Annotated in this window: 23 protein-coding genes; 16 read left to right on the forward strand and 7 right to left on the reverse strand. The window is 68.2% G+C overall.

What is annotated here, in order from left to right:
• Positions 1–2 precede the first annotated feature (2 nt).
• The 4 genes from ABDZ95_RS02820 (at position 3) to ABDZ95_RS02835 (ending at position 4,753) form a co-directional block, all read left to right on the forward strand.
• A complete protein-coding gene (locus tag ABDZ95_RS02820; protein ID WP_343790047.1) occupies positions 3–998 on the forward strand; it encodes a prolyl hydroxylase family protein in 996 nt (331 codons plus the stop codon).
• A gap of 105 nt (positions 999–1,103) precedes the next feature.
• Positions 1,104–3,800, forward strand: coding sequence for a phosphoenolpyruvate carboxylase (ppc, locus tag ABDZ95_RS02825; RefSeq protein WP_343790050.1), 2,697 nt, complete (start codon positions 1,104–1,106; stop codon positions 3,798–3,800).
• A 138-nt stretch (positions 3,801–3,938) separates the two neighbouring features.
• Positions 3,939–4,250, forward strand: coding sequence for a UrcA family protein (locus ABDZ95_RS02830; RefSeq protein WP_343790053.1), 312 nt, complete (start codon positions 3,939–3,941; stop codon positions 4,248–4,250).
• Positions 4,251–4,432: 182 nt separating this feature from the next.
• Positions 4,433–4,753, forward strand: coding sequence for a UrcA family protein (locus tag ABDZ95_RS02835; RefSeq protein ID WP_343790056.1), 321 nt, complete (start codon positions 4,433–4,435; stop codon positions 4,751–4,753).
• Positions 4,754–4,941: 188 nt separating this feature from the next.
• On the opposite strand, the gene ABDZ95_RS02840 is transcribed toward ABDZ95_RS02835, so the two are convergent.
• Positions 4,942–7,113, reverse strand: coding sequence for a M3 family metallopeptidase (locus ABDZ95_RS02840; RefSeq protein WP_343790059.1), 2,172 nt, complete (start codon positions 7,111–7,113; stop codon positions 4,942–4,944).
• 127 nt (positions 7,114–7,240) lie between these two features.
• On the opposite strand from ABDZ95_RS02840, the gene ABDZ95_RS02845 reads away from it, so the two are divergent.
• Entirely contained in the window at positions 7,241–8,092 is an 852-nt protein-coding gene (locus tag ABDZ95_RS02845) for a glutamate racemase (RefSeq protein ID WP_343790062.1), read from the forward strand.
• 44 nt (positions 8,093–8,136) lie between these two features.
• Positions 8,137–8,697: an SRPBCC family protein gene (locus tag ABDZ95_RS02850; protein WP_343790065.1), complete on the forward strand. Its 561-nt coding sequence runs from the start codon at positions 8,137–8,139 to the stop codon at positions 8,695–8,697.
• Here ABDZ95_RS02850 and ABDZ95_RS02855 read toward each other — a convergent pair.
• Positions 8,645–9,274, reverse strand: coding sequence for a DUF2306 domain-containing protein (locus ABDZ95_RS02855; protein ID WP_343790068.1), 630 nt, complete (start codon positions 9,272–9,274; stop codon positions 8,645–8,647). The two genes, ABDZ95_RS02850 and ABDZ95_RS02855, sit on opposite strands and share 53 nt — an antisense overlap.
• Before the next feature lie 104 nt (positions 9,275–9,378).
• Between ABDZ95_RS02855 and ABDZ95_RS02860 the strand changes: the two genes are divergently transcribed.
• Positions 9,379–10,170 (forward strand): LytTR family DNA-binding domain-containing protein, encoded by a 792-nt coding sequence (locus ABDZ95_RS02860; protein ID WP_343790071.1) that lies wholly within the window; start codon positions 9,379–9,381, stop codon positions 10,168–10,170.
• On the opposite strand, the gene ahpD is transcribed toward ABDZ95_RS02860, so the two are convergent.
• Together ahpD and ABDZ95_RS02870 are read right to left on the reverse strand one after the other, a co-directional pair.
• On the reverse strand, positions 10,167–10,700 hold the full coding sequence (gene ahpD, locus ABDZ95_RS02865) for an alkylhydroperoxidase, AhpD family (protein ID WP_343790074.1): 534 nt from the start codon (positions 10,698–10,700) through the stop codon (positions 10,167–10,169). The two genes, ABDZ95_RS02860 and ahpD, sit on opposite strands and share 4 nt — an antisense overlap.
• A gap of 101 nt (positions 10,701–10,801) precedes the next feature.
• Positions 10,802–11,356 (reverse strand): peroxiredoxin, encoded by a 555-nt coding sequence (locus tag ABDZ95_RS02870; protein ID WP_343790077.1) that lies wholly within the window; start codon positions 11,354–11,356, stop codon positions 10,802–10,804.
• A gap of 224 nt (positions 11,357–11,580) precedes the next feature.
• Here ABDZ95_RS02870 and ABDZ95_RS02875 point away from each other — a divergent pair, with 224 nt between their 5' ends.
• Both ABDZ95_RS02875 and ABDZ95_RS02880 read left to right on the forward strand, forming a co-directional pair.
• Positions 11,581–12,483, forward strand: a complete 903-nt coding sequence (locus ABDZ95_RS02875) for an SIMPL domain-containing protein (protein ID WP_343790080.1) — start codon at positions 11,581–11,583, stop codon at positions 12,481–12,483.
• Positions 12,484–12,534: 51 nt separating this feature from the next.
• The gene (locus tag ABDZ95_RS02880) at positions 12,535–12,960 is read left to right on the forward strand and encodes an HIT domain-containing protein (protein WP_343790083.1); all 426 of its coding nucleotides are present in this window, start codon (positions 12,535–12,537) and stop codon (positions 12,958–12,960) included.
• Here the strand turns inward: ABDZ95_RS02880 and ABDZ95_RS02885 are convergent.
• Positions 12,944–13,498, reverse strand: a complete 555-nt coding sequence (locus ABDZ95_RS02885) for a hypothetical protein (protein ID WP_343790086.1) — start codon at positions 13,496–13,498, stop codon at positions 12,944–12,946. The two genes, ABDZ95_RS02880 and ABDZ95_RS02885, sit on opposite strands and share 17 nt — an antisense overlap.
• A 206-nt stretch (positions 13,499–13,704) precedes the next feature.
• Between ABDZ95_RS02885 and sdhC the strand changes: the two genes are divergently transcribed.
• The 7 genes from sdhC to ABDZ95_RS02920 are packed head-to-tail and all read left to right on the forward strand — an operon-like array spanning position 13,705 to position 18,634.
• Positions 13,705–14,166: a succinate dehydrogenase, cytochrome b556 subunit gene (sdhC, locus tag ABDZ95_RS02890; RefSeq protein WP_343790089.1), complete on the forward strand. Its 462-nt coding sequence runs from the start codon at positions 13,705–13,707 to the stop codon at positions 14,164–14,166.
• Positions 14,163–14,567: a succinate dehydrogenase, hydrophobic membrane anchor protein gene (sdhD, locus tag ABDZ95_RS02895; RefSeq protein WP_343790093.1), complete on the forward strand. Its 405-nt coding sequence runs from the start codon at positions 14,163–14,165 to the stop codon at positions 14,565–14,567. Before sdhC ends, sdhD begins: the two co-directional genes overlap by 4 nt.
• A 4-nt stretch (positions 14,568–14,571) precedes the next feature.
• A complete protein-coding gene (gene sdhA, locus ABDZ95_RS02900; RefSeq protein WP_343790096.1) occupies positions 14,572–16,356 on the forward strand; it encodes a succinate dehydrogenase flavoprotein subunit in 1,785 nt (594 codons plus the stop codon).
• Positions 16,356–17,159 (forward strand): succinate dehydrogenase iron-sulfur subunit, encoded by an 804-nt coding sequence (locus tag ABDZ95_RS02905; RefSeq protein ID WP_343790099.1) that lies wholly within the window; start codon positions 16,356–16,358, stop codon positions 17,157–17,159. Before sdhA ends, ABDZ95_RS02905 begins: the two co-directional genes overlap by 1 nt.
• A gap of 19 nt (positions 17,160–17,178) precedes the next feature.
• The gene (locus tag ABDZ95_RS02910; RefSeq protein WP_343790102.1) at positions 17,179–17,499 is read left to right on the forward strand and encodes a 2Fe-2S iron-sulfur cluster-binding protein; all 321 of its coding nucleotides are present in this window, start codon (positions 17,179–17,181) and stop codon (positions 17,497–17,499) included.
• 11 nt (positions 17,500–17,510) lie between these two features.
• Positions 17,511–18,311, forward strand: a complete 801-nt coding sequence (locus ABDZ95_RS02915) for a kinase (protein ID WP_343790105.1) — start codon at positions 17,511–17,513, stop codon at positions 18,309–18,311.
• The gene (locus ABDZ95_RS02920) at positions 18,308–18,634 is read left to right on the forward strand and encodes a PilZ domain-containing protein (protein WP_343790108.1); all 327 of its coding nucleotides are present in this window, start codon (positions 18,308–18,310) and stop codon (positions 18,632–18,634) included. Before ABDZ95_RS02915 ends, ABDZ95_RS02920 begins: the two co-directional genes overlap by 4 nt.
• Here ABDZ95_RS02920 and ABDZ95_RS02925 read toward each other — a convergent pair.
• Together ABDZ95_RS02925 and ABDZ95_RS02930 are read right to left on the reverse strand one after the other, a co-directional pair.
• Complete coding sequence (locus tag ABDZ95_RS02925; RefSeq protein WP_343790111.1) at positions 18,631–19,596, reverse strand: dienelactone hydrolase family protein; 966 nt, start codon at positions 19,594–19,596, stop codon at positions 18,631–18,633. The genes ABDZ95_RS02920 and ABDZ95_RS02925 overlap by 4 nt on opposite strands.
• A 68-nt stretch (positions 19,597–19,664) precedes the next feature.
• Positions 19,665–20,534, reverse strand: a complete 870-nt coding sequence (locus ABDZ95_RS02930) for an HAD family hydrolase (protein WP_343790114.1) — start codon at positions 20,532–20,534, stop codon at positions 19,665–19,667.
• Positions 20,535–20,974 lie beyond the last annotated feature (440 nt).

The raw sequence follows: 20,974 nt of genomic DNA on the forward strand, positions 1-20,974 counted from the left end.
TCGTGCCGTCAGCGAAACCCTCCACCTCCGCTGAAGCCGACGACCTCTATCTGGCGGGCCTCGATCTGCTGCTCGGCATGATGGGGACGCCCGAGCCGGAACAAGCCGTCGAGGCGTTCAGGGCCGCACAGGCGGCAGGCTCACCCGCCGCCGCCGCGCGGCTGGCCGTACTGGCGGGCGTCGGCTTGGGCCGGGACCAGAGCTGGTCGGACAGCCTCGACCTGCTCGAGGCCGCAGCTGTTCTGGGCGACCGCTCCGCACAACGCCAGCTGGCCCTGCTGACCTCGGATGTCGCCGTCACCGCCCGCATCCGCACCTCGACCACCCACGGGCCCGCCGTCTGGGCGAAGGCCCGCGCGGGCGTCGATATCGACGCGTGGATCAGGCCGCCGACCGGCAAGGTCGGGTCGGATGCGCCGCGTATCGTCACCTTCGAACGCTTCGCGACACCCGAGGTCTGCCGCTGGCTGATGCGGCGCGGCGAAGGCGCGATGGAGCCGGCCATGGTCAATGACCCGGCGACCGGCCAGCCGCGCACGGATCCCATGCGCACCAATGGCGTCGCCCGCATCGGCCTTGCCGACACCGATGTCGTCGTCCTGCTGACGCAGGCACGCATCTCGGCCGCCACAGGGCTGGCCAACGCCTGCCTGGAGACCCCCAACCTGCTCTGCTATGCGCCCGGACAGCAGTACCGGCCGCACCATGATTTCTTCAATCCGGCGGCCGGCGGGTTCGCGGACGAGATCGCCATCCTCGGACAACGGGTGGCGACCTTCCTGATCTATCTGAACGACGACTACACGGGCGGTGAAACCGACTTTCCTTCGGTCGGACAACGCTACCGGGGCGGCACGGGCGACGCCCTTCTGTTCGTCAACGTTCGCCCCGACGGCTCGCCGGATCCCGACACCCTGCACGCCGGTCTTCCGCCGGCACGCGGCCGCAAATGGGTTCTGTCACAGTGGATCAGGGACAAGCCGCAGGCGATTGGTTGAATCGCGGCGAACGCTCGCCCGCCTTCGGCGTTGGCGTTTGGCATGGCCGATTCCAGAACCCCTGATACGGTGGCGCTTCCAGCCTCCCCGCTGAAAGCCTCACAGATGAATGCTGTCGCCGACGATCAACTGCGCGAGGAAGTCCGCCTGCTGGGCGGGTTGCTGGGCGAGGTCATCCGGGACGAGGGCGGGCAGCAACTCTACGACCGTATCGAGGCGGTGCGACAGGCCTCGGTCGCTTGGCACCGGGATGCAGGATCGGCCGACGCCGAGCGACTGGAGGCTCTGCTGGGAGAGCTGTCTCTCGATCAGGCCGTCGGGCTGGCGCACGGTTTCGCCGTCTTCTCCCTGCTGGCCAATGTGGCCGAGGATCGGGCCGGCCAGCGCCGCGCACGGCTGCAGACCGCCGAGGGCGACCGCCCCGACACCGCCGACGGCGCCCTGGCCCGCCTTGAGGCCGCCGGTCGCACCACCGCCGACGCCCGCGATCTGCTGGCCGGCGCCCTGATCTCTCCGGTGCTGACCGCCCACCCGTCGGAGGTGCGCCGCAAGAGCGTGATCGACCGCATCGCCGCCGTCTCCGACGTGCTGGACGCCTGCGACCGCAACGGATCCGCCTGCGATCTCGAAGCCCGCGATGCAGGGCTACGGCGGCAGGCGACCATCCTCTGGACCACACGGCTGGTCCGGCAAGCGGGCCTGAAGGTTCAGGACGAGATCGACACCGTCGTCTCCTTCCTCGACAGCATCTTCCTGCACGTCGCCCCGGCCCAGCTGGCGGACTGGCGCAAACGGCTGGACGCGCCCGACCTCGAACCCTTCATCCGCATCGGCACCTGGGTGGGCGGCGACCGGGACGGCAATCCCAATGTCGACGCCGGGGTGCTGGAGGCCGCCTTCGCCGCCCAGTCTCGCGCTGTGCTGCGGTTCTATCTGCGCGAGGTGAATGCGCTGGGCGCCGAGCTCAGCCTGTCGGCGTCGCTGTCCGACGTCTCGCCCGAGCTGGCCGCGCTGGCCGAGGCGTCGGGCGACGATTCCCCCCACCGCGCGGACGAGCCCTACCGCCGCGTGCTGAGCCATATCTACGCCCGACTGGCGGCGACCCATCCGGTGCTGACCGGCCAGCCCGCGCCGCTGGCGGCCCAGTTCGACGCCGAACCCTACGCCGGGCCCGACGCCTTCCGCGCCGACCTGAAGATCATCCACGACAGTCTGGTCGCGAACCACGGCGCCATCTTCGCCGACGACCGGCTGGCGCGGCTGATCATCGCTGCCGATATCTTCGGCTTCCACATGGCGACGCTGGACCTGCGCCAGAACGCCGACGTGCACGAGCGGGTGGTCGCCGACCTGCTGAAGGTGGCCGGCGTCTGTCCCGACTACCTCGCGCTGGAAGAGGAGGCGCGACTGGACCTGCTGTCGGCCGAGCTCGCCTCGGGCCGCCTGCTGTTCAACGCCTGGTCGGAGTACGAGCCCGAGACGCTGAAGGAGCGCGAGATCCTGCTGGCCGCCGCCCGGGTGCTGGCGCGCTTCGGGCCGCAGGCGATCCGAACGCACATCGTCTCCAAGACCGACGCGCCGTCCGACCTGCTGGAGGTCTATCTGCTGCTGAAGGAGGTCGGGCTCTATCGCCCCGACCAGCCCGAAACCTGCCCGATCCAGGCCGCCGCCCTGTTCGAGACCATCGACGACCTGCGCGCCTCTCGCCCGACGATGGAGCGGGTGCTGAAGGAACCCTCCGCCCTCGCCGTCGCCCAGGCGCGCGGGGTGCAGGAGGTGATGATCGGCTATTCGGACTCCAACAAGGACGGGTCCTATCTGACCTCGACCTGGGAGCTCCATCAGGCCTCGCGCGAGCTGCTGGAGGTCGTCGGCGAAGCGGGCGTGCGGTTGCAGCTGTTCCACGGCCGGGGCGGCGCTGTGGGCCGCGGTGGCGGCTCCAGCTTCGCCGCCGTGCTGGGCCAGCCGCAGGGCACGGTCGCCGGCCGCATCCGCGTGACGGAGCAGGGCGAGGTCATCGCCAACAAGTACGGCGAGCCCGAGGTCGCGCGCCGCAACCTCGATGCCCTGACCTGCGGCGTGCTGCTGGCCTCGCTGGCCCCCCCGCCGGACGCCGAGATGACGCGACGACACGGGGCGACGCTGGACCGTTTGTCCGCCGCCTCGATGCAGGCCTACCGCAAGCTGGTCTACGAGACCGACGGCTTCGTCGACTACTTCCGGGCCGCCACCCCCATCGCCGAGATCGCCGACCTGAAGATCGGCTCCCGGCCCGCCTCCCGCTCGACCTCGACCGCCATCGAGGACCTGCGCGCCATTCCCTGGGTGTTCAGCTGGAGCCAGAGCCGGGTGATGCTGCCGGGCTGGTTCGGCTTCGGCTCCGCAATCGAGGGGATCGATCCCCTCGAACTACAGACGATGTATCGCGACTGGCCCTTCTTCCGGACGCTGGTGCAGAACATGGAGATGGTCATGGCCAAGGCCGACATGACCATCGCCCGGCGCTACGCCTCGCTGGTCCCCGACCGCGCCCTGGCAGACCGCATCTTCGGCGAGATCCTGAAGGAGTGGGAGCGCACCGAGGCCGCGGTGCTGGCCATCACCGGACAGGACGCCCTGCTGGGCGGCCAGCCAGAACTGGACCGGCTGATCCGCCTGCGCATGCCCTATGTCGAACCGCTGAACCATGTTCAGATCGAGCTGATCCGCCGCCGACGGGCGGGCGACGACGATCCGCGCGTTCGCGAGGGCATTCTGCTGGCCCTGAACGGGGTCGCGGCCGGGCTGCGCAACAGCGGCTGATCGCCGTTCAGCTTTCCGCGATTTAATGCGGTGTCGCGATTTCGCCGCCGAAGTCTCACGCAGCCGAAACAGGACAGGCGCATCTCCCGCCCTGTCGCCGACCCCGGGTGACAGCAAAGCGATCCGAAGGAGACCGCCATGAAAGTTCTCGCCTCAGTGACCGTCGCCTGTGTTCTCGCCGCCGCCGCCGGCGCCGCCGGTGCCGCCTCCGCCCAGTCGGCGCGCGTGTCGTTCGGCGACCTCGACCTCTCCACCATCTCGGGCGCCGACGCCTTCGACGCCCGCGTCGATACGGCCGCCCGCAAGGTGTGCCGCGGCGCCCGACGCACGGGCAGCGCCATTACCGACCGCGAGGCCTGTCGCGTGGCGGTGCAGACCGAGGCGCTTGCAAGCCTGCCCTCGATCGCCCGTGCGGACTATGCCTCGGCCCGCCGCACTCTCGACCTCTGATGGTGAAGGCCGAGGGGAGCCTCCGGAGCCGCCCCTCGGTCACATACATAAGCCTGGCTTGTTCGTAACTTTGCCGTTCTTGCCCTGAAATCACCTGTTTGTCGCCATTCTGGTCTGGCGATCGTCACACAAGCCCCTCATCTGCCTTGTCGTCGCACACATCGCGACAGGAGGATGATCCGATGACCAAGACCCTGTTTTCCGTCGCCGCCCTCGGCCTGCTGACGGCCGCCCCCGCCTTCGCCCAGGACACTGTTCGCGTCCGCGTGAACGACCTCGATCTGTCGACCCGCGCCGGCGCCGTCGCCTTCGACACCCGCGTCGCCGCCGAGGCCCGCACCGCCTGCCTGCGCGGTTCGCGCTCGATCCCCAACGCCGTCTGCATCCAGCGCGTCCAGCGCGAGGTGCTGGCGCAGTTGCCGCAGGCCCGTCAGGACGACTACGCCCGCGCCCGCCGCGCCGGCGACATCGAGGCCCGCGCCTTCACCGGCTGGGCGGCCTGACCGACACCGGCGGCAGGAGGGTTCGGGTCCCTGTCGCCAACGTCGAATAGAAGAAAGGCCCGCGGACGCATCCGCGGGCCTTTCTTTTTTGCCCTACCGCCCCACGCGCGGCGTGGGGCTGCTTGAGGGCGCCGACTGCCCCTCAAGCAGCGAGGTCCCGCGGGCCGAGCGATAGGGGCCTGACTTTACTAGGAAGTCGGGAACCCACGCACCTTCAGCAGCGCCGCCACTTCCGGGTCGCGACCACGGAACCGGCGATAGGCCTCGCCGCGATCGGTCGTGTTGCCCTCGGCCAGGATGATGGCCTTGTAGCGGGCGGCGATGTCCGGATTGAAGACATCGCCCGACTCCTCGAAATAGGCCCAGGTGTCCGCGTCCATCACCTCGGACCACAGGTACGAGTAGTAGCCGGCCGAGTAGGCGTCGGACGTGAACAGGTGATTGAACTGCGGCAGGCGGTGCCGCATCACGATCTCGCGCGGCATGCCGTAGCGAGCCAGGCTGTCACGCTCGAAGGCGTCGATGTCGGTCGGCGGCGTGGCCTGGGTGTGCAGGTCCATGTCCACCAGCGCCGAGGACAGATAGCTGACCGTCGCATAGCCCTGGTTGAAGGTGGAGGCGGCCTCGATCTTGTCGACCAGCGACTGCGGCATCGGCTGCCCCGTCTCCACATGCTTCATGTAGCCGTCGAGGATCGGGCGGCTCAGCACCCAGTGCTCGTGCACCTGCGACGGGTACTCGACGTAGTCGCGCGGCGTGCCGCCCAGCGCCGGGTATGTGTAGGCCGCCGACAGCGAGTGCAGGGCGTGACCGAACTCGTGGAACAGGGTCTCGGCGTCGTCCAGCGAGATCAGGATCGGCTCGCCGCCCTCGGCCTTGGTGAAGTTGTTGTTGTTCGACGACAGGACGTTCTTCACGCCGTCGTAGGTCGAGTAGCTGCGGTAGGTCGTGGCCCAGGCGCCCGAGCGCTTGCCGGCGCGCGAGAAGTCGTCCGAGTAGAACAGGCCGACATGGCTGCCGTCCGACTTGTTGGTGACCTCGAACACCTCGACGTCCGGATGGAAGCCCGGGACCGTGCCGCGCGGCAGCGGCTTGAAGTCGAACCCGTACAGGCGACCGGCCATATAGAAGGCGCCGCGCTTGACGTTGTTCAGCTCGAAGTACGGCTTCAGCTCGTTCTGATCCAGGTCGTACTTCTGCTTCCGGACCTTCTCGGCATAGTACAGATAGTCCCACGGCTCGATGTCGTGACCGGCGATCGCGCGCATGTCCGCGACCTCCTCGGCGACGCGGGCCTTGGCCGGAGCCCAGACGCGCTCCATCAGGCTCATGGCCGCGGCGGGCGTCTTCGCCATGGTGTCCTGCATCCGCCATTCGGCGTGGTTGGCGAAGCCCAGCAGACGGGCGCGCTCGGCGCGCAGGCGGACGATTTCGGCGATCGTCGCATTGGTGTCGTTGCCGTCGCCGTTGTCGCCGCGGTTCACGAACTTGCGCCAGACCTGCTCGCGCATCGCGCGGTCGTCACCGAAGCTCAGGAAGGGATCCACGCTGGAGCGGGTGTTGACGATGGCCCAGCCCTGCACGTTTCGGGCGCGGGCCGCTGCTGCGGCGGCGGCCTTGTTCGACGCCGGCAGGCCGGCCACGCCGGCCTCGGTCGGGATCACGGTCCAGGCGTTCTCGTCGGCCACGACCTTCTGGCCGAAGGAGGTGAAGGCGTTGGACAGGGCGGTGTTGATGCGGCCCAGCTCGGCCTTGCCGGCGGCGTCGAGCGCGGCGCCGTTACGGATGAAGGAGTCGCGCGAACGTTCGGCCAGACGGGTCTGCTCAGCGGTCAGGCCGGCGGCGCGGGCGTTGTCGGCCACGGCCTTCACGCGCTGGAACAGGCGCTCGTTGAAGGTGATCTCGTCGCCGGCGGCGGACAGGACCGGCGACACTTCGCGGTCGACCTGCTGGTACTCGGCCGAGCCGATGTTCGAGGTCATCACGCCATACAGGGCGCTGGCGCGCTGCAGCGGCTGGCCGGCCATCTGGGTGGCGACCAGGGTGTTGGCGAAGGTCGGCGGCTCGGGATTGTTGGCGATGGCGAGGTATTCGGCGCGGCGCAGCTCGATGCCTTCCAGCAGGGCTTCCTTCAGCTTGGCCGGGGTCACGCGATCCCACGGCGGCACGCCTTCGTAGGGACCTGTCCACGGCTGCAGCAGTTCCGCGCGCGGAGTCTGCACCGGCAGCAGGGCGCGCGCCACGGCGGCATCGGCTTGCAGGGTGGCGGCGGGCGTCCCGCCCGCGCCTGCACCGGCGGTCGCACAACCCGAAAGCGCCACGAAGCTGCCTCCAGCGATAAGAAGGTGTCGTCTGTTCACGCGGAAAACTCCGTCAGTCTTTGATCGTTGCCGGGGACCCTAGGCCTTACCGACCTCTGCTGTCACATGACAGCCCTGTAATCCTGCCCGGTGGACGCGGTGAGGCCATGCGGCTAAAGCCCGCGCCATGGCCATTGGCGTTTTCGACTCCGGCGTGGGCGGGCTGACCGTCCATCGCGAACTGACCCGTCGGTTTCCCGAGCGGGACTTCGTCTATCTGGCCGACCAGGCCAACGCCCCCTACGGCGGTCGCGGCGGCGAGGAGATCGTCGACCTGACGCGCGCGGGCTGCGAGCGGCTGTTCGAGGCCGGGGCCAATGTCATCGTCCTGGCCTGCAACACCGCCAGCGCCATCGCCCTGCGCCGCCTGCAGCAGACCTGGGTGCCCGAGGCGCGTGAGCGTCACGGCCGTCCGATCAATGTGCTGGGCATCATCGTCCCGACCATCGAGGCGGCCACCGGCCTGCCTTGGACCTACGAGGCCGAACGGCTGGGCGACAAGATCGAGGCGCTGGAGATCACCGGCGTCTTCTGCACCGCCGCCACGGCGATGAGCCGGGTCTATGAGATCGAGATCGACAAGCGCCGCGAGGATCTGGCCGTCTTCTCGGAACCCTGCCCGGGCCTCGCCGGCCTGATCGAGCTGGGCGCCCCGACCGAGGAGTTGGACGTGGTGGTCCGCGATCACGTCGACGCCCTGCGCCGCCGCATCGGCCGGCATCCGGACAAGGCCATTCTGGGCTGCACCCACTACGAGATCGTCGCCGAGGTCTTCGCCTCGGCCCTGCCGGAAGGCACAGCCCTGATCCACCAGCCGACCGCCGTCGCCGACGCGCTGGAGCGCTATTTCGAACGCCATCCGGAGTACGCACTGGGCGGGTCGGGCCGTCGGGACTTCCTGACCACCGGCAAGGCCGGCCCGCAGTCGGATCTGGTCAGCCAGTTCTGGGGCGCGCCCCTGACCTTCCAGCCGGCTTGACGAAAGTCGTTCCCGGTCGCCCCATGCGGCCGGGAGGATCCGCCATGCTGAAGACCCTGCTCGCCGCCGGCGCCATGGCCGTGGCGCTGATCGCCTCGCCCGCCGCCGCCCAGGTGATCGAGCGCAGCGACGATCATTTCGTGCTCCGCTACGAGATCGATCTGGAGTACCCGCCCGAGGACATGTGGACCGCGCTCGGCCAGATCGGCGAGTGGTGGGACAGCGCGCATACTTGGAGCGGCGACGCCTCGAACATGTCGGTTACCCTGGAGCCGGGCGCCTGCTTCTGCGAACGGCTGGCCGACGGGACCGACTTCGAGCACGGGCGCGTGGTCGAGGCCGATCCGGAGACCGGCGTGCTGTTCGACGCGCCGCTGGGGCCGCTGAAGGGCAAGGCGACCATGGCCCGGTGGAGCGTGGGCTGGACCGGCTCGCCCATGGGCGCGGGCACTCGACTGGTGATGACCTATGTCGTGCGCGGTCCGGGCGTCGGCGCCTGGGCCGAGGGTGTGGATTCGGTGATGCGCACCCAGTACGGCCGGTACAGCCATTTCATGCACTACGGAGAGGCGCCGGAACCTTCGCCTCCCACCCCCACGCCCTGAGCCACAGCTCCATCAGCATCAGGTTGGGGACCCAACACAGGATGGCGATGGCCGGGTAGACGACGGCGAAGTCCAGCCGCCAGATCTCCGCCAGCGGGATCATGATGCGCAGGGTCACCGCGGCGAAGGTCAGCGACAGGCTGCGCAGCATCCAGCGGCGATGCTGGGCGAAATCGCCGGTCATGGCCAGCCGCCAGCCCATCGCGGTCGTGCCGAACCAGAAGATGCCCAACAGGCTGAACGCGACGCTGGCTACCGGCCCCGCCGTGCTGGTCAGCGCCAGTCCGAGTCCTGCGACCGCGCCGATCAGGCAGGCGATCACATAGACCCGCCCGGCGATGCGGTGCCACCGCCGACGCGGCCCGCGCCACGTCACCTGTTGGAAGGCGCCCAACGCCAGCGCGACCACGCCTCCGCCGACGTGGGCCAGAAACACCGCTGGCCGCGCCTGCAGATGCCCCGCCATACCCTCGGCCATGATCGGCTCGGGCAGCAGAAAGCGGGCGCTGAACAGGGCGACCGCCAGGCACATCAGGGCCAGAAGTCCGAACAGGGTATGGGTCGCGACGCGCTGCATGCAGGCTCTCCGGGAAAGGGGAGCCGCCCGCTTGAACGCTTCGGCCGGGCCGTGCAGCTTCGCTTTCGCGAACGGTGCGATCCGTTTCGCGAACGGGAGCGGGCGTGACGGACCTTGGCGTGAAGAGCGGGATGGGCCGCCTGCGGATCGGCCGCTCGGGCGTGGTCGAGATCGTCGGCCTGCTGCTGCTTGGCGTCTTTCTCGCCGCGACCTCGGCCTTCGATTCCGAGGAAATCCCGACCGTCCCCCGCTACCTCTACTGGATCGCGGCCCTGGTCGGCGGCGGGGTGATCGCCGCCCTCATCGAACCCTGGATCGCCGCCCGCCTGCCCGGCCGGCCGCGCCTGTTCGCCCTCGCCCAACTGGTCGCCATGACGCCGCCGATCACGCTCTGGATCACCGTCCTGCCGATGTGCCTGTGGGGCGACCCGTTCCGCATCGAGCGCCTGTACTGGACGATGCCCAGCGTGGTGACGGTCAACGTCGCGGTGATCGGTCTGGCCTGGGTCGTCCGGCAGGCTTTCAAGCCAAAGACCGCTCCGGCTGTGGACGGCGCCCCGCCGCCGGCGATCCGGGCGAAGCTGGCGCCGCGACTGGCCCGCGCCCGGTTGATCGCCATCGAGGCCGAGGATCACTATCTGCGCATCCACACAGATGCGGGCTCGGAGCTGGTGCTGATGCGGTTCGGCGATGCGCTCGATGCGCTGACCGCCGCCGACGGCTTCCGGACGCACCGCTCGTGGTGGGTGGCCCGGACCGCCGTCGAGACCGCCCGCTGGAAGGGCGGTCGGGGCGAACTGGTCCTGTCGACCGGCGCCGTGGCGCCCGTCAGCCGGACCTATGCCGCCGCCCTGAAGGGGACGGACTGGGCCGCCCCCGTCATGGCCGACGGTTAGTTCGCCAGCGCCGTCTCGGACGCGATGATGCGGCTGGCGGCATGGACCACCGCGCCGATGCGCAGGGCGGCCTGCACCTGGGTGGCCGGCACGCCGTGCTTGCGCAGTTCGCCCTCGTGGGCGTCCAGGCAGGCGCCGCAGCCGTTGATGCCGGAGACGGCCGTCGACCACAGCTCGAAGTCCATCTTGTCCACGCCCGGGTTGGCGATGATGTTCATGCGCAGCTTGGCCGGGATGGTCGTGTACTCCTGGTTCTTCATCAGGTGCAGCGACCGGTAGTAGATGTTGTTCATGCCCATGATGGCGGCGGCCGCCTTGGCCGCATTCAGGGCTTCGGGCGACAGGACGGTCGCGGCCTGGGCCTCGATGGCCTTGACCACCGGAGCCACGCCGATGGCGTGAGCCGAGGCGACGAAACAGCCCCACTTCTGCTGGTCGTTCAGAACCGTCTCGCCGGCCAGCGACGACAGGTTCAGGGAGATGTCCTTGCCATAGGCAGGGATGAGGTCGCGCAGGGCGTCGATCGACATGAGGGTGTCCTGTCGTGAGAAGTGATAAGCGAGCGCAGGGGTGAGCAAGGGGCGGCGGCGAACCTGCTCACCCCTTGCTCACCAGCACTCTTCACCCGGCCTTAGGCAGCCAAGGTTTCGCCGCCCAGCGGGCGGTTGCAGGCGCACAGTTCGTCGGTCTGCAGGGCGTCGACGACGCGCAGGGTGTCGGCCGGGGCGCGACCCACGTTCAGGTTGGTGACGTAGACGTGCTGCACGACGTTGTGCGGGTCGACCACGAAGGTGGCGCGCAGGGCGACGCCCTCTTCCTCATTCAGGACGCCGAGTTCGCGGGCGAACTTGCCGCCGTTGTCGGCGAACTGCCAGATCGGCAGCTTGTTCAGGTCGGCGTGGTCACGGCGCCAGGCCAGCTTGACGAACTCGTTGTCGGTCGAGCCGCCCAGAACGACGGTGTCGCGATCCTCGAAGTCCTTACCGAGGCGAGCGAACTCGGCGATCTCGGTCGGGCACACGAAGGTGAAGTCCTTCGGGTAGAAAAAGATGACCTTCCACTTGCCCTCGAAGCTGTTCTGATCGATTGCCTCGAAGGCCGACACGCCGTTCTCTTCGTGGCTGTTGAAGCCCGGCTTCACGCCGACCAGCTTGAATTCCGGCAGTTTTTGACCGACGCCCAGCATCGCTGTTCTCCGTATTGGACAGATGGGATTGTGGAATCTCGGAGCGCCGGGGGAGCGGCGCCGCAGCTGCGAGATGGACTTTGCGATGCACAAAGTCAATCGTTCCATAAAACTCATTTCGATAGATTTTTCCTATAGTCCTCATAAGCCTCCATCTGGCGCGCGCGGGTTTACGGCGGGTCGTGATCCCGTCAGTCTCGATGTTCCAGAAGCGAGGATTTCCGATGCGCCGACCGATCGCCTGCCTGCTGCTCGCCGCCGTCGCCCTGCCATCTGCGGTGGTCGCCCAGACACCGCCCGCTTCGATCGGGGATCGTTATGTCCCGGCGCCCTGGTGGATGCGCGATCCGGTGATCGCCTCGGTCGGTTACGTCCGCACCGAAATCCCCGCCAACCGGGCCGCGTTCAACGCCAGCTTCCAGTCGATCGACCGCTCCGCCGCCGAGGCCTCGCGCAAGGCGGCCGACCAGATCCGCGAGCTCAGCCGGGCGCTCGGCGCCTATGGCGCGACCGTGGTGCGGGTTGAAACCTCCATCACCACCCGCCCGCTCTACGACCAGTACCGCGACGAGAATGGCGTCCTGCGTGACAACACCCGCGCCGACCGGATCGCCCGATATCAGGCCGACGCCACCGTCTCCCTGACCGTTCGCGATGTCGAGGTGCTGGAACGGGTCTACGCCACCGTCACCGCGTCGCAGCCGACCTCGGTGAGTCAGGTCTGGTTCACTCTGGATCCCGACAACACGGTGAAGACGTGGCTTCAAGGCGAGGCAGTCAAGGACGCGGCGCGGCGGGCGCGGGAAGCCGCCTCGAACGCCGGAACCTCGCTGGGCGGAGTGCGAGTGATCGACCCCACCGGCCGGGCCTGCGAAACCGACGTCCTCGCCGGCTGGCCTTCGTACGCCAGCAATCAGGAACAGGCGACCACCGTAGATGATGTCGTCGTCACCGGCAGCCGTATCGCCGCCCGCGGCATGGCGTCCCCCGCTCCGCCAGCAGCGCCACCACCGCCGCCCGGCGCGCAGGCTCCAACCGAAGCCCAGATAGAGGCCGCGCGTCTGGCCCTGCAGCCGCCCCTGCGCGAGCTGACGGATCGCGCCTGCGTCGTGTACGCCCTGAACTGAAGTACGGGGTTGTGGCTTGACGCTTCGCCCACACCGCGCGACCGAAGGCCGATGAGCACTTCCTTCAGGGCCGATCCCGCCTTCGACGCCGGCTCCGTCGTCGTCTGCGACTGGCCCCTCTGTCAGGTGCGTCTGCAGGACGACGCGCGGTTTCCATGGCTGATCCTGATCCCGCGCGGCGAGGGGCTGCACGAGCTCGAGGATCTGTCGGCGGCCGACCGGGCTGTGCTGATGGAGGAGATCGTGCGCGCGGGCGAGATCGTGCGCGAGCTGGGCGAGACGGCCTTCCGCCCGGTGCAGAAGCTGAACGTCGCCGCGATCGGCAACGTCACCGCCCAGCTTCATGTGCATGTCGTGGGTCGCCGCCACGACGACGGCCTGTGGCCCGATCCGGTCTGGGGCAAGGGGCCGGCGCAGCCCTATGGCTCCGCGCTTCAGGCGGCGGTGTCGCGTGTTCGGCTCAGCCCGGCCGGCTGACCGTCACCGTCTTCGGCCGGCCGTCGCCCGTCAGGGTTCCGCGCCAGCCTGAGCCGTCGGCCTCCAGCGCCAGAACACCCAGACCTTCCAGAGTCACGGTGCGACCGTCCGCGGTCACGACACCCGAGCCTTCGCCTCCGCGCCAGCCGCCCTCGATCAGGGCGCCGCGGTCGCTGATGACCATATTGAACAGCACATGGCCGCGCTCGTCCGTCACCCGCCAGGCGCCGTCCAGCGGGCCGGCGGTCTGGTCGACCCGGATCTCCGCCGAAGCGACGCCCTGGTCATACGCCGCCTCATTGTCCGACGGCGTGAACTCATAGGAGCGGACGTAGCGGTCGACGGAGACCGGCGCCTCCAGCGGGCGGCGGTGCAGATCTCCCGCGCCGTCGCCCTGCGCCGGCTCGCGACCGAAGTCCGACGGCGGCTCGAACGGCCGGATCGCCGGCGCCTGATACAGCGACAGCGTGGACGGATGCGGCTCTGCCTGCTGTTGCATCAGCAGGCCCGCGAAGGCGGCGACGATGAACCCCGACATGAAACGAAAGCTGCCGCCAGCTTGCGTCGCCGACTAGTGCAGACAGGTCACAGACGAAATCGTGATGTGCGCCGCAACCGCTCATCACGCATCTGCGAGCCCCTCCTCGACCTTGGCCGCGTTGACCCCCCGGTTCCGGCTGACTAAAGCCTGTTCACCGATTTCGAGCGCCTGATTTCGTTCGGGTTTTTGAGAACCATTCGCATATGTCGAACACTCCCCAGCCGGGCAGTCCGACGGCCGATCGCACCGGCCGTTTCGTGAACCAGCCCAACGGCCGCGTCCGTCCGCTGTCCCCCCATCTCCAGACCTGGCGCTGGCACGTCACCATGACGGCCTCGATCCTGTTCCGGGTGACCATCGGCGCCGCCAGCTTCGGCGCCCTGTTCGCCCTCGGCTGGGTGTTCGCGGTCGCCAGCGGTCCGGAAGCCTATGCGGGCCTGCTGGCCTTCGCCGGCTCGCCGCTGGGCCTGCTGATCGCCTTCGGCCTGACGGTGGTGCTGTTCTCCTTCACCCTCAACGGCGGTCGCCACCTGATCAACGACACCGGCAACGGCCTGACGCTGAAGTCGGCGGTGCTGCTGTCGAACATCGCCGTCTGGGGCCCGATCCCGCTGGCCATCCTGTTCTGGGTCGTCCTGTTCGCCACCGGGAGGGTTTCGCTGTGAGCGGTCCCGCGCAGTTCAGGAAGAACGTCAAGATTTCCGAGCGCCACGGCGCCGGCGAATGGGCGCTGGAGCGCGTCGCCCTGCTGGCGCTGATGCCGCTGGGCCTGTGGGTCGCCTCGAGCGCCTTCACCCTGGCCGGCGCCGGCTACGACACGGTCGCCGCCTGGTTCGCCAACACGCTGAACGCCGGCCTGGCCATCGCCACCGCCGTGATCTTCTGCCTATTCGGCGCTCTCGCCTGGAAGGTCATCGTCGAGGACTACGTCCACAAGCCCGCCAGCAAGGGCCTGTGCCTGTTCTTGGTGAACCTCGTCTTCTTCGCGCTGGCCGCCGCCAGCGTCTTCTTCATCGTGCGTCTGGCGCTGGGCTCGGCCCCGCTTCCGGCCGGCATCGGAGCCTGATCGCGTGGCTGCTTACGAATTCGTCGATCACGAATACGACGTCGTCGTCCTCGGCGCCGGGGGCTCCGGCCTTCGCGCCGCGCTCGGCGCCGCCCAGCAGGGCCTGAAGGTCGCCTGCGTCACCAAGGTCTTCCCGACCCGCTCGCACACCGTGGCCGCCCAAGGCGGCATCTCGGCCTCGCTGGGCAATATGGGCGAGGACAGCTGGCAGTGGCACATGTACGACACCGTCAAGGGGTCGGACTGGCTGGGCGACCAGGACGCCATCGAATACCTGGTCCGCAACGCGCCCAAGGCCGTCTACGAGCTGGAACACTGGGGCGTGCCCTTCAGCCGGACGGATGAAGGCAAGATCTACCAGCGCGCCTTCGGCGGCATGACCCGCAACTTCGGCGAAGGCCCGGTGCAGCGCACCTGCGCCGCCGCCGACCGCACCGGCCACGCCATCCTCCATACGCTTTACGGCCAGTCGGTCCGTCGCGAGGTCGAGTTCTTCGTCGAGTATTTCGGCCTCGACCTGATCATGCAGGACGGCGTCTGCACCGGCCTGACCGCGCTGAAGCTGGATGACGGGACCCTGCACCGTTTCCGCGCCAAGCTGGTGATCCTGGCCACCGGCGGCTACGGCCGCGCCTACTTCTCGGCCACCTCGGCCCACACCTGCACCGGCGACGGCAACGCCATGGTGCTGCGCGCCGGCCTGCCGCTGCAGGACATGGAGTTCGTGCAGTTCCACCCGACCGGCATCTACGGCGCCGGCTGCCTGATCACCGAGGGCGCCCGCGGCGAGGGCGGCTATCTGACCAACTCCGAAGGCGAGCGCTTCATGGAGCGCTATGCGCCGACCGTGAAGGACCTCGCCCCGCGCGACATGGTTTCGCGCTCCATGACCATCGAGATCCGCGAAGGCCGCGGCGTGGGCCCGAACAAGGACCACATCTTCCTGCACCTGGACCACCTGGATCCGGCCATCCTGCACGAGCGCCTGCCCGGCATCTCGGAGTCGGCGAAGATCTTCGCCGGCGTCGACGTCACCAAGGCGCCGATCCCGGTCCTGCCGACCGTCCACTACAACATGGGCGGCATCCCGACGAACTATCACGGCGAGGTCCTGACCCTGCGCGACGGCAATCCGGACAGCGTCGTCCCGGGCCTGATGGCCGTGGGCGAGGCCGCCTGCGTGTCGGTGCACGGCGCCAACCGTCTGGGCTCGAACTCTCTGACCGATCTGGTCGTGTTCGGCCGCGCCGCCGGCCTGCGCGCCGGCGAGATCGTCGACAAGGCATCGAAGGTTCCGGACGCTCCGGCCGCGACCACCGACGGCCACCTGGCCCGTCTGGATCGCTTCCGCCACGCCAACGGCTCGACCCCGACCGCCAAGCTGCGCGTCGAGATGCAGCGCGCCATGCAGTCCGACGCCGCCGTCTTCCGCACCGGCAAGACGCTGGAAGAAGGCGTCGCCAAGCTGCGCGCCATCCACGCGCAGGGAACCGACATCAAGACCACCGATCGCGGCCTGATCTGGAACACCGACCTGGTGGAGACGCTGGAATACGACAACCTGATCGATCAGGCCCTGGTCACCATCGAGGGCGCGCTGAACCGCACGGAATCGCGCGGCGCCCACGCCCGCGAGGACTATCCGGAACGCGACGACGTGAACTGGATGAAACACACCCTCGCCTGGAAGGTCCCGGGCGACGCGGTGAAGATCGACTACCGTCCGGTGCATAACTACACGATGTCCGACGAGGTCTCGTACATCGAACCCAAGGCGCGGGTGTACTAATGGTCCAGCTCAACCTCCCCCGTGGCTCGAAGCCGACCAGCGGCAAGGTCTACAAGGCCCCCGCCGGCGCGACCAACGTCAAGACCTACAAGGTCTATCGCTATGATCCCGAGGTCGACGCCGACCCGCGCTGGGACGTCTATGAGGTCTCGGCCGACGAGCACGGCCCGATGCTTCTGGACGCCCTGATCCACATCAAGAACGAGATCGACCCGACGCTGGCCTTCCGCCGGTCGTGCCGCGAAGGCATCTGTGGCTCGTGCTCGATGACGATCGACGGCCGCAACGCCCTGGCCTGCACCAAGGGCATGGACGAGTGCGCGACCGACACCATCGCCATCGGCCCGCTGCCGCACCAGCCGGTTGTCAAGGATCTGGTGACCGACCTGTCGCTGTTCTACGCCCAGTACGACTCGATCCAGCCCTACCTCCAGTCCGACGAGCCGGACCCGGAGAAGGAGCGCCTGCAACTGCCGGAAGACCGCGCCAGGCTGGACGGTCTGTACGAGTGCATCCTGTGCGCCTGCTGCTCGACCTCGTGCCCGAGCTACTGGTGGAACCAGGAAGAGTACATTGGCCCGGCCGCCCTGCTGCAGTCCTATCGCTGGATCGCCGACAGCCGTGACGATGCGACGGACAAGCGCCTCGACGACCTCGAGGACCCGTTCAAGCTCTATCGCTGCCACACGATCATGAACTGCGCCCAGGTCTGCCCCAAGGGTCTGAACCCGGCCAAGGCCATCGCCGAGACCAAGAAGCTGATGGTCTCGCCGAGCCGCAAGAAGGAGACGGCGTCGGCCTGATCGCCGACGTCGCGTTCGCATGGCGAAGATCACCTACATCGAGCACGACGGCAAGGAACACACCGTCGAGGTTAAGAACGGCCTGTCCGTCATGGAAGGCGCGATCCGGAACAATGTGCCCGGCATCGACGCCGACTGCGGCGGCGCCTGCGCCTGCGCGACCTGCCACGTCTATGTCGACGAGGCCTTCCAGGCCGAGACCGGCCGCGCCTCGGCGATGGAGGAGTCGATGCTGGACTTCGCCGAGAACGTCCAGCCGAACAGCCGCCTGTCCTGCCAGATCCGTGTCTCGGACGATCTGGACGGCCTGATCGTCCGCCTGCCTGAAAACCAGCACTGAGGTCGTCGGCCATGGGCCGCGCCAACCCTGTCCTCGTCGATCGCATCGGCCGCCTGATCGAGGCGGGGCCGAAGGATCGTCCGGCGTTGATCGCCGTGGTCGGGGCCCAAGGCTCGGGGAAAACGACACTGGCTCGTGCGGCCGCCGAACGCTTCGGCGGAGCCCAGATCTCGATCGACGACGTCTATCTAACCCGTTCGGAGCGCGAGGCTTTGGCCCGCGACGTCCATCCGCTTCTGGTCCACCGTGGGCCTCCGGGCACCCATGACCTCGGCTTGCTGAACCGCCTGATCGACGATCTGTCCACGGCCGGGCCGGACGACGAGACCCTGATCCCCGATTTCGACAAGCGCGGCGACGACCGCTGGCCGGTCGAACGCTGGCGGCGCTTCCGGGGTCGGCCGTCCGCCATCCTGATCGACGCCTGGTGTCTGGCCGCAACGCCGGAAGCCGAGAGAGCCTTGACCGTGCCCATCAACGCCCTCGAACGCGATCAGGACGGCGATGGCCAGTGGCGGCGCTGGATCGATGAGCAGGTCGCCGGTCCGTATACGGACTTCATGCAGCGGTTCGACGCCGTAGTCTTCCTGCAGGCGCCCGGCTTCGATGTCGTTCTGGACTGGCGCTGTCAGCAGGAGGCCGACCTGCTGGGTGTCGATCCCGCCGACCTGCCCGCCCATGAGCGCGACCGCCTGACGACCTTCATCCAGTATTTCGAGCGCATCACCCGCCACATGCTGGCGGGCGGCATCGAGACCGACGTCACGGCTCAACTGGATCGAAACCGTCTTCCGGTCACTATCACGCCATGACCACCGCGCCGGATCGCCGTTTCGAGATACGCACGCCCGCCAACACGCGCGCCGTGGTCGTGGCGCCGCGTCTGGAGATGGCCTGTTTGATCATGGACGCCTCGGCCTCCGGCCTGCGCATCCGGCTGGATCGCAAGCTGGCCCTGCCGCGCGAGGTCCAGATCGTCGACATCGCCCAAGGGATCGCCATCGACGCCGAGGTGGCCTGGGCCAAGGGGCAGGAGGCCGGCCTGAAGCGAAAGGGCCAGTCCAGCCTGCGCGGCCTGACCCCGTCCCGCCTCGCCGCTGCCCGCGCCGCCTGGCAGCGCGCCGGAGGGCGTTAAGGCTCGAGTGTCCGTTGAAGGAAGGCGACGACCTTCGGCCAGGCATCCTGCCGCGCCGCCGCATTGGCCTCGGGCGTGCCGCCGCTGCGGGGCGTGTTCCGCGCCGGACTGTCCCCGACCAGATCGTGTCCCGCCTCCGGATAGATCAGCGTCTCCGTCTCCCGTCCGGCCGCCGAGCGGGCGCTGACGATCGCGGCCGCAGCCTCCGATGCCGGCCATTGGGCGTCCTGCGCGCCCGCGATGAGCAGCAGGGCGCCGGGATAGGCCTCAACGGGGATCCGCGCCGCCAGCGCCTTTTCCGGATGATCGGCGCGACCGTTGGCGTGGATCGCCCGCAGGTCGGCAGCATCTCCCGCCAGCAGGCCTTCGACGAAGCCGCGATAGGGGGTGAACGGCAGGGGCTGACCCTCGAACGAGAAGGACGAGCGCGTGCCTTCCGCCTCGACCATCTCCAGACCCCAGCCCTCCCAGACCACGTCGGTCGGGCTATAGGCGACGATGCTGTCGATCCACGGATAGCGGCTGCCAGCGATCAGGGCGAACTCGGATCCCTTTGACGCGCCGAACAGACCGAAGCGCTCGACATCCACGCCCGGCATGGTCCGCAACACCTCGCGCAAGCGCGCCAGTTGGTCGACCGGAATGTCGATGAAGCTGCCCGGCAGATCCGGGAACTGCGGTGGCGGGCCAAAATCGCCCCAGTTGGCCGAATAGTAGGGCAGGCCGACGGCCGCATAGCCCATTTGAGCCAACTCGGGCCCGAAGATGCGCCCGGCCTCGTCCCCGCCCTCGGCGCCATGCAGGATCACGACCACCGGCCGGGGCGCATCGCCCTCCAGCGTCCAGACCTTCGCGTGAGGGAAGCCTTCGATCGGCCGGTCGATCACCGTCTGCGCCGCTGCGACGCCCGCGGCCGCTATCGCGGCGACCGCCGCCAGAACACCCATCATCCGTCGAAACATCCCGAACCTCCTGCGGCGAGATCGCCGGTTCAATGTCTGGTCGCCGCCGACCGGCGGATTGGATGCAGTCAGTGGTCGGAGACTTCCGGCATCGTCCCGGCGTTGATCGCGATCCGGCCGATCAGACCCTTGACGATCAGGTCCAGCGCCGAGCCCTCGCGATAGTCGGCCGCGGCGACGAAGTTGACCCGATCCTCGGAGATCAGGCCGTAGATCTTCTGCTGGTCGCGCTCGGAGTTGCGCGGATCGTAGACGGCGATCGAGAAGCCGCCCTTGGAGTGCATCATCTTCATGGTCGGCACGTCCGTGTCCCCGTCGCCGAGGAAGATCATCCGTTCGAACGGGACCGGACGCGCGTCATCCGCCATAAAGCGGTTGATGCGCTCGTGCTCCCAGTGGTTCAGCACGCCCTTGTTGATGCGGAACAGATACTGGGTCTTGGTCGTGTAGTTGACGCCGACCGCCGGCCAGATGGCGACGCCGTGGTCGTCGTAGACGAACTTCGATGCGAAGACGTGGTGGAACTCGTCGCGTATCGGACAGCCGTCGATCATCTCCTCCAGCCCGGCCGAGATGATGTAGTGCTCGATGTCCAGGCCGTACTCGCGGCCCTTGGCGTTGATGCGTTCGAACCAGCCCTTGCCGGTCAGGTCGGACTTCAGCCCGTCGAACAGCTTCACGTCCTGCCCGTGCTCGGCCAGCAGCTTGCGCGTGATCGGCGCGTCATGATCGCGCGCCTGTTTCAGCATCAGCTGCATGTACATCAGGATGTTGTCGCCGTCGGCCGACTTGGTCAGCCGGTCGGCCTCGCCCCAGAAGTCGCCGATCCCCATGCCCACCGACGGAATGAAGGTGACCTCCTGCATGTTGCCGCGGGCGAGGGTGCCGTCGAAATCGTAGATCAGGGCGGTCTTGAGCAGTTTGGGCGAAGTCGACATCGGGGCGTCCGGGGAAGCGAGGGCCTTGCTCTATAGCCGATTACCCCAAGGACACGGAATACGCCCCGGCCCGCGCCCCGGAGAGCCTGCGCGCAACGCCGCCACGGCCGCCACAAGACGTGAAAATGGTTTCACTTCAGTAATTATACAGCATTGATGATGATATACTCATCGTCTACAGAGACGAAACCATCAATATAGTTGACCACCCTGCGCCCGCTACGCATTCCACTGTGACATTGAGACGTTGCCTGAGGTCGCGGATCGCGCCCGATGCGTCGTCTCGCACGATCGTCACCCTTCAGGCGCGCCCGACCATGATGCGTAAACTCACCTTCGGTTCGAACCGGACGCTTTGCGTCGCGGTCATTTCAGCAGCTTTGGCCGTGTCAGGTTGTGGCGGCGGGGGCGGCGGGGGCGGAAACGACAATGGCGGCGGC

The sequence above is a fragment of the Brevundimonas kwangchunensis genome (genome assembly GCF_039523815.1).
Lineage (GTDB): Bacteria > Pseudomonadota > Alphaproteobacteria > Caulobacterales > Caulobacteraceae > Brevundimonas > Brevundimonas kwangchunensis.

What these genes read in the sequence shown, in the direction of transcription:
- ppc (WP_343790050.1), top strand. Translation starts at nt 1,104, where the DNA reads ATGAATGCTGTCGCCGACGATCAACTGCGCGAGGAAGTCCGCCTGCTG.
- ABDZ95_RS02830 (WP_343790053.1), top strand. Translation starts at nt 3,939, where the DNA reads ATGAAAGTTCTCGCCTCAGTGACCGTCGCCTGTGTTCTCGCCGCCGCC.
- ABDZ95_RS02835 (WP_343790056.1), top strand. Translation starts at nt 4,433, where the DNA reads ATGACCAAGACCCTGTTTTCCGTCGCCGCCCTCGGCCTGCTGACGGCC.
- ABDZ95_RS02845 (WP_343790062.1), top strand. Translation starts at nt 7,241, where the DNA reads ATGGCCATTGGCGTTTTCGACTCCGGCGTGGGCGGGCTGACCGTCCAT.
- ABDZ95_RS02850 (WP_343790065.1), top strand. Translation starts at nt 8,137, where the DNA reads ATGCTGAAGACCCTGCTCGCCGCCGGCGCCATGGCCGTGGCGCTGATC.
- ABDZ95_RS02855 (WP_343790068.1), bottom strand. Translation starts at nt 9,274, where the DNA reads ATGCAGCGCGTCGCGACCCATACCCTGTTCGGACTTCTGGCCCTGATG.
- ahpD (WP_343790074.1), bottom strand. Translation starts at nt 10,700, where the DNA reads ATGTCGATCGACGCCCTGCGCGACCTCATCCCTGCCTATGGCAAGGAC.
- ABDZ95_RS02870 (WP_343790077.1), bottom strand. Translation starts at nt 11,356, where the DNA reads ATGCTGGGCGTCGGTCAAAAACTGCCGGAATTCAAGCTGGTCGGCGTG.
- ABDZ95_RS02875 (WP_343790080.1), top strand. Translation starts at nt 11,581, where the DNA reads ATGCGCCGACCGATCGCCTGCCTGCTGCTCGCCGCCGTCGCCCTGCCA.
- ABDZ95_RS02880 (WP_343790083.1), top strand. Translation starts at nt 12,535, where the DNA reads ATGAGCACTTCCTTCAGGGCCGATCCCGCCTTCGACGCCGGCTCCGTC.
- ABDZ95_RS02885 (WP_343790086.1), bottom strand. Translation starts at nt 13,498, where the DNA reads ATGTCGGGGTTCATCGTCGCCGCCTTCGCGGGCCTGCTGATGCAACAG.
- sdhC (WP_343790089.1), top strand. Translation starts at nt 13,705, where the DNA reads ATGTCGAACACTCCCCAGCCGGGCAGTCCGACGGCCGATCGCACCGGC.
- ABDZ95_RS02905 (WP_343790099.1), top strand. Translation starts at nt 16,356, where the DNA reads ATGGTCCAGCTCAACCTCCCCCGTGGCTCGAAGCCGACCAGCGGCAAG.
- ABDZ95_RS02910 (WP_343790102.1), top strand. Translation starts at nt 17,179, where the DNA reads ATGGCGAAGATCACCTACATCGAGCACGACGGCAAGGAACACACCGTC.
- ABDZ95_RS02915 (WP_343790105.1), top strand. Translation starts at nt 17,511, where the DNA reads ATGGGCCGCGCCAACCCTGTCCTCGTCGATCGCATCGGCCGCCTGATC.
- ABDZ95_RS02920 (WP_343790108.1), top strand. Translation starts at nt 18,308, where the DNA reads ATGACCACCGCGCCGGATCGCCGTTTCGAGATACGCACGCCCGCCAAC.
- ABDZ95_RS02925 (WP_343790111.1), bottom strand. Translation starts at nt 19,596, where the DNA reads ATGTTTCGACGGATGATGGGTGTTCTGGCGGCGGTCGCCGCGATAGCG.
- ABDZ95_RS02930 (WP_343790114.1), bottom strand. Translation starts at nt 20,534, where the DNA reads ATGTCGACTTCGCCCAAACTGCTCAAGACCGCCCTGATCTACGATTTC.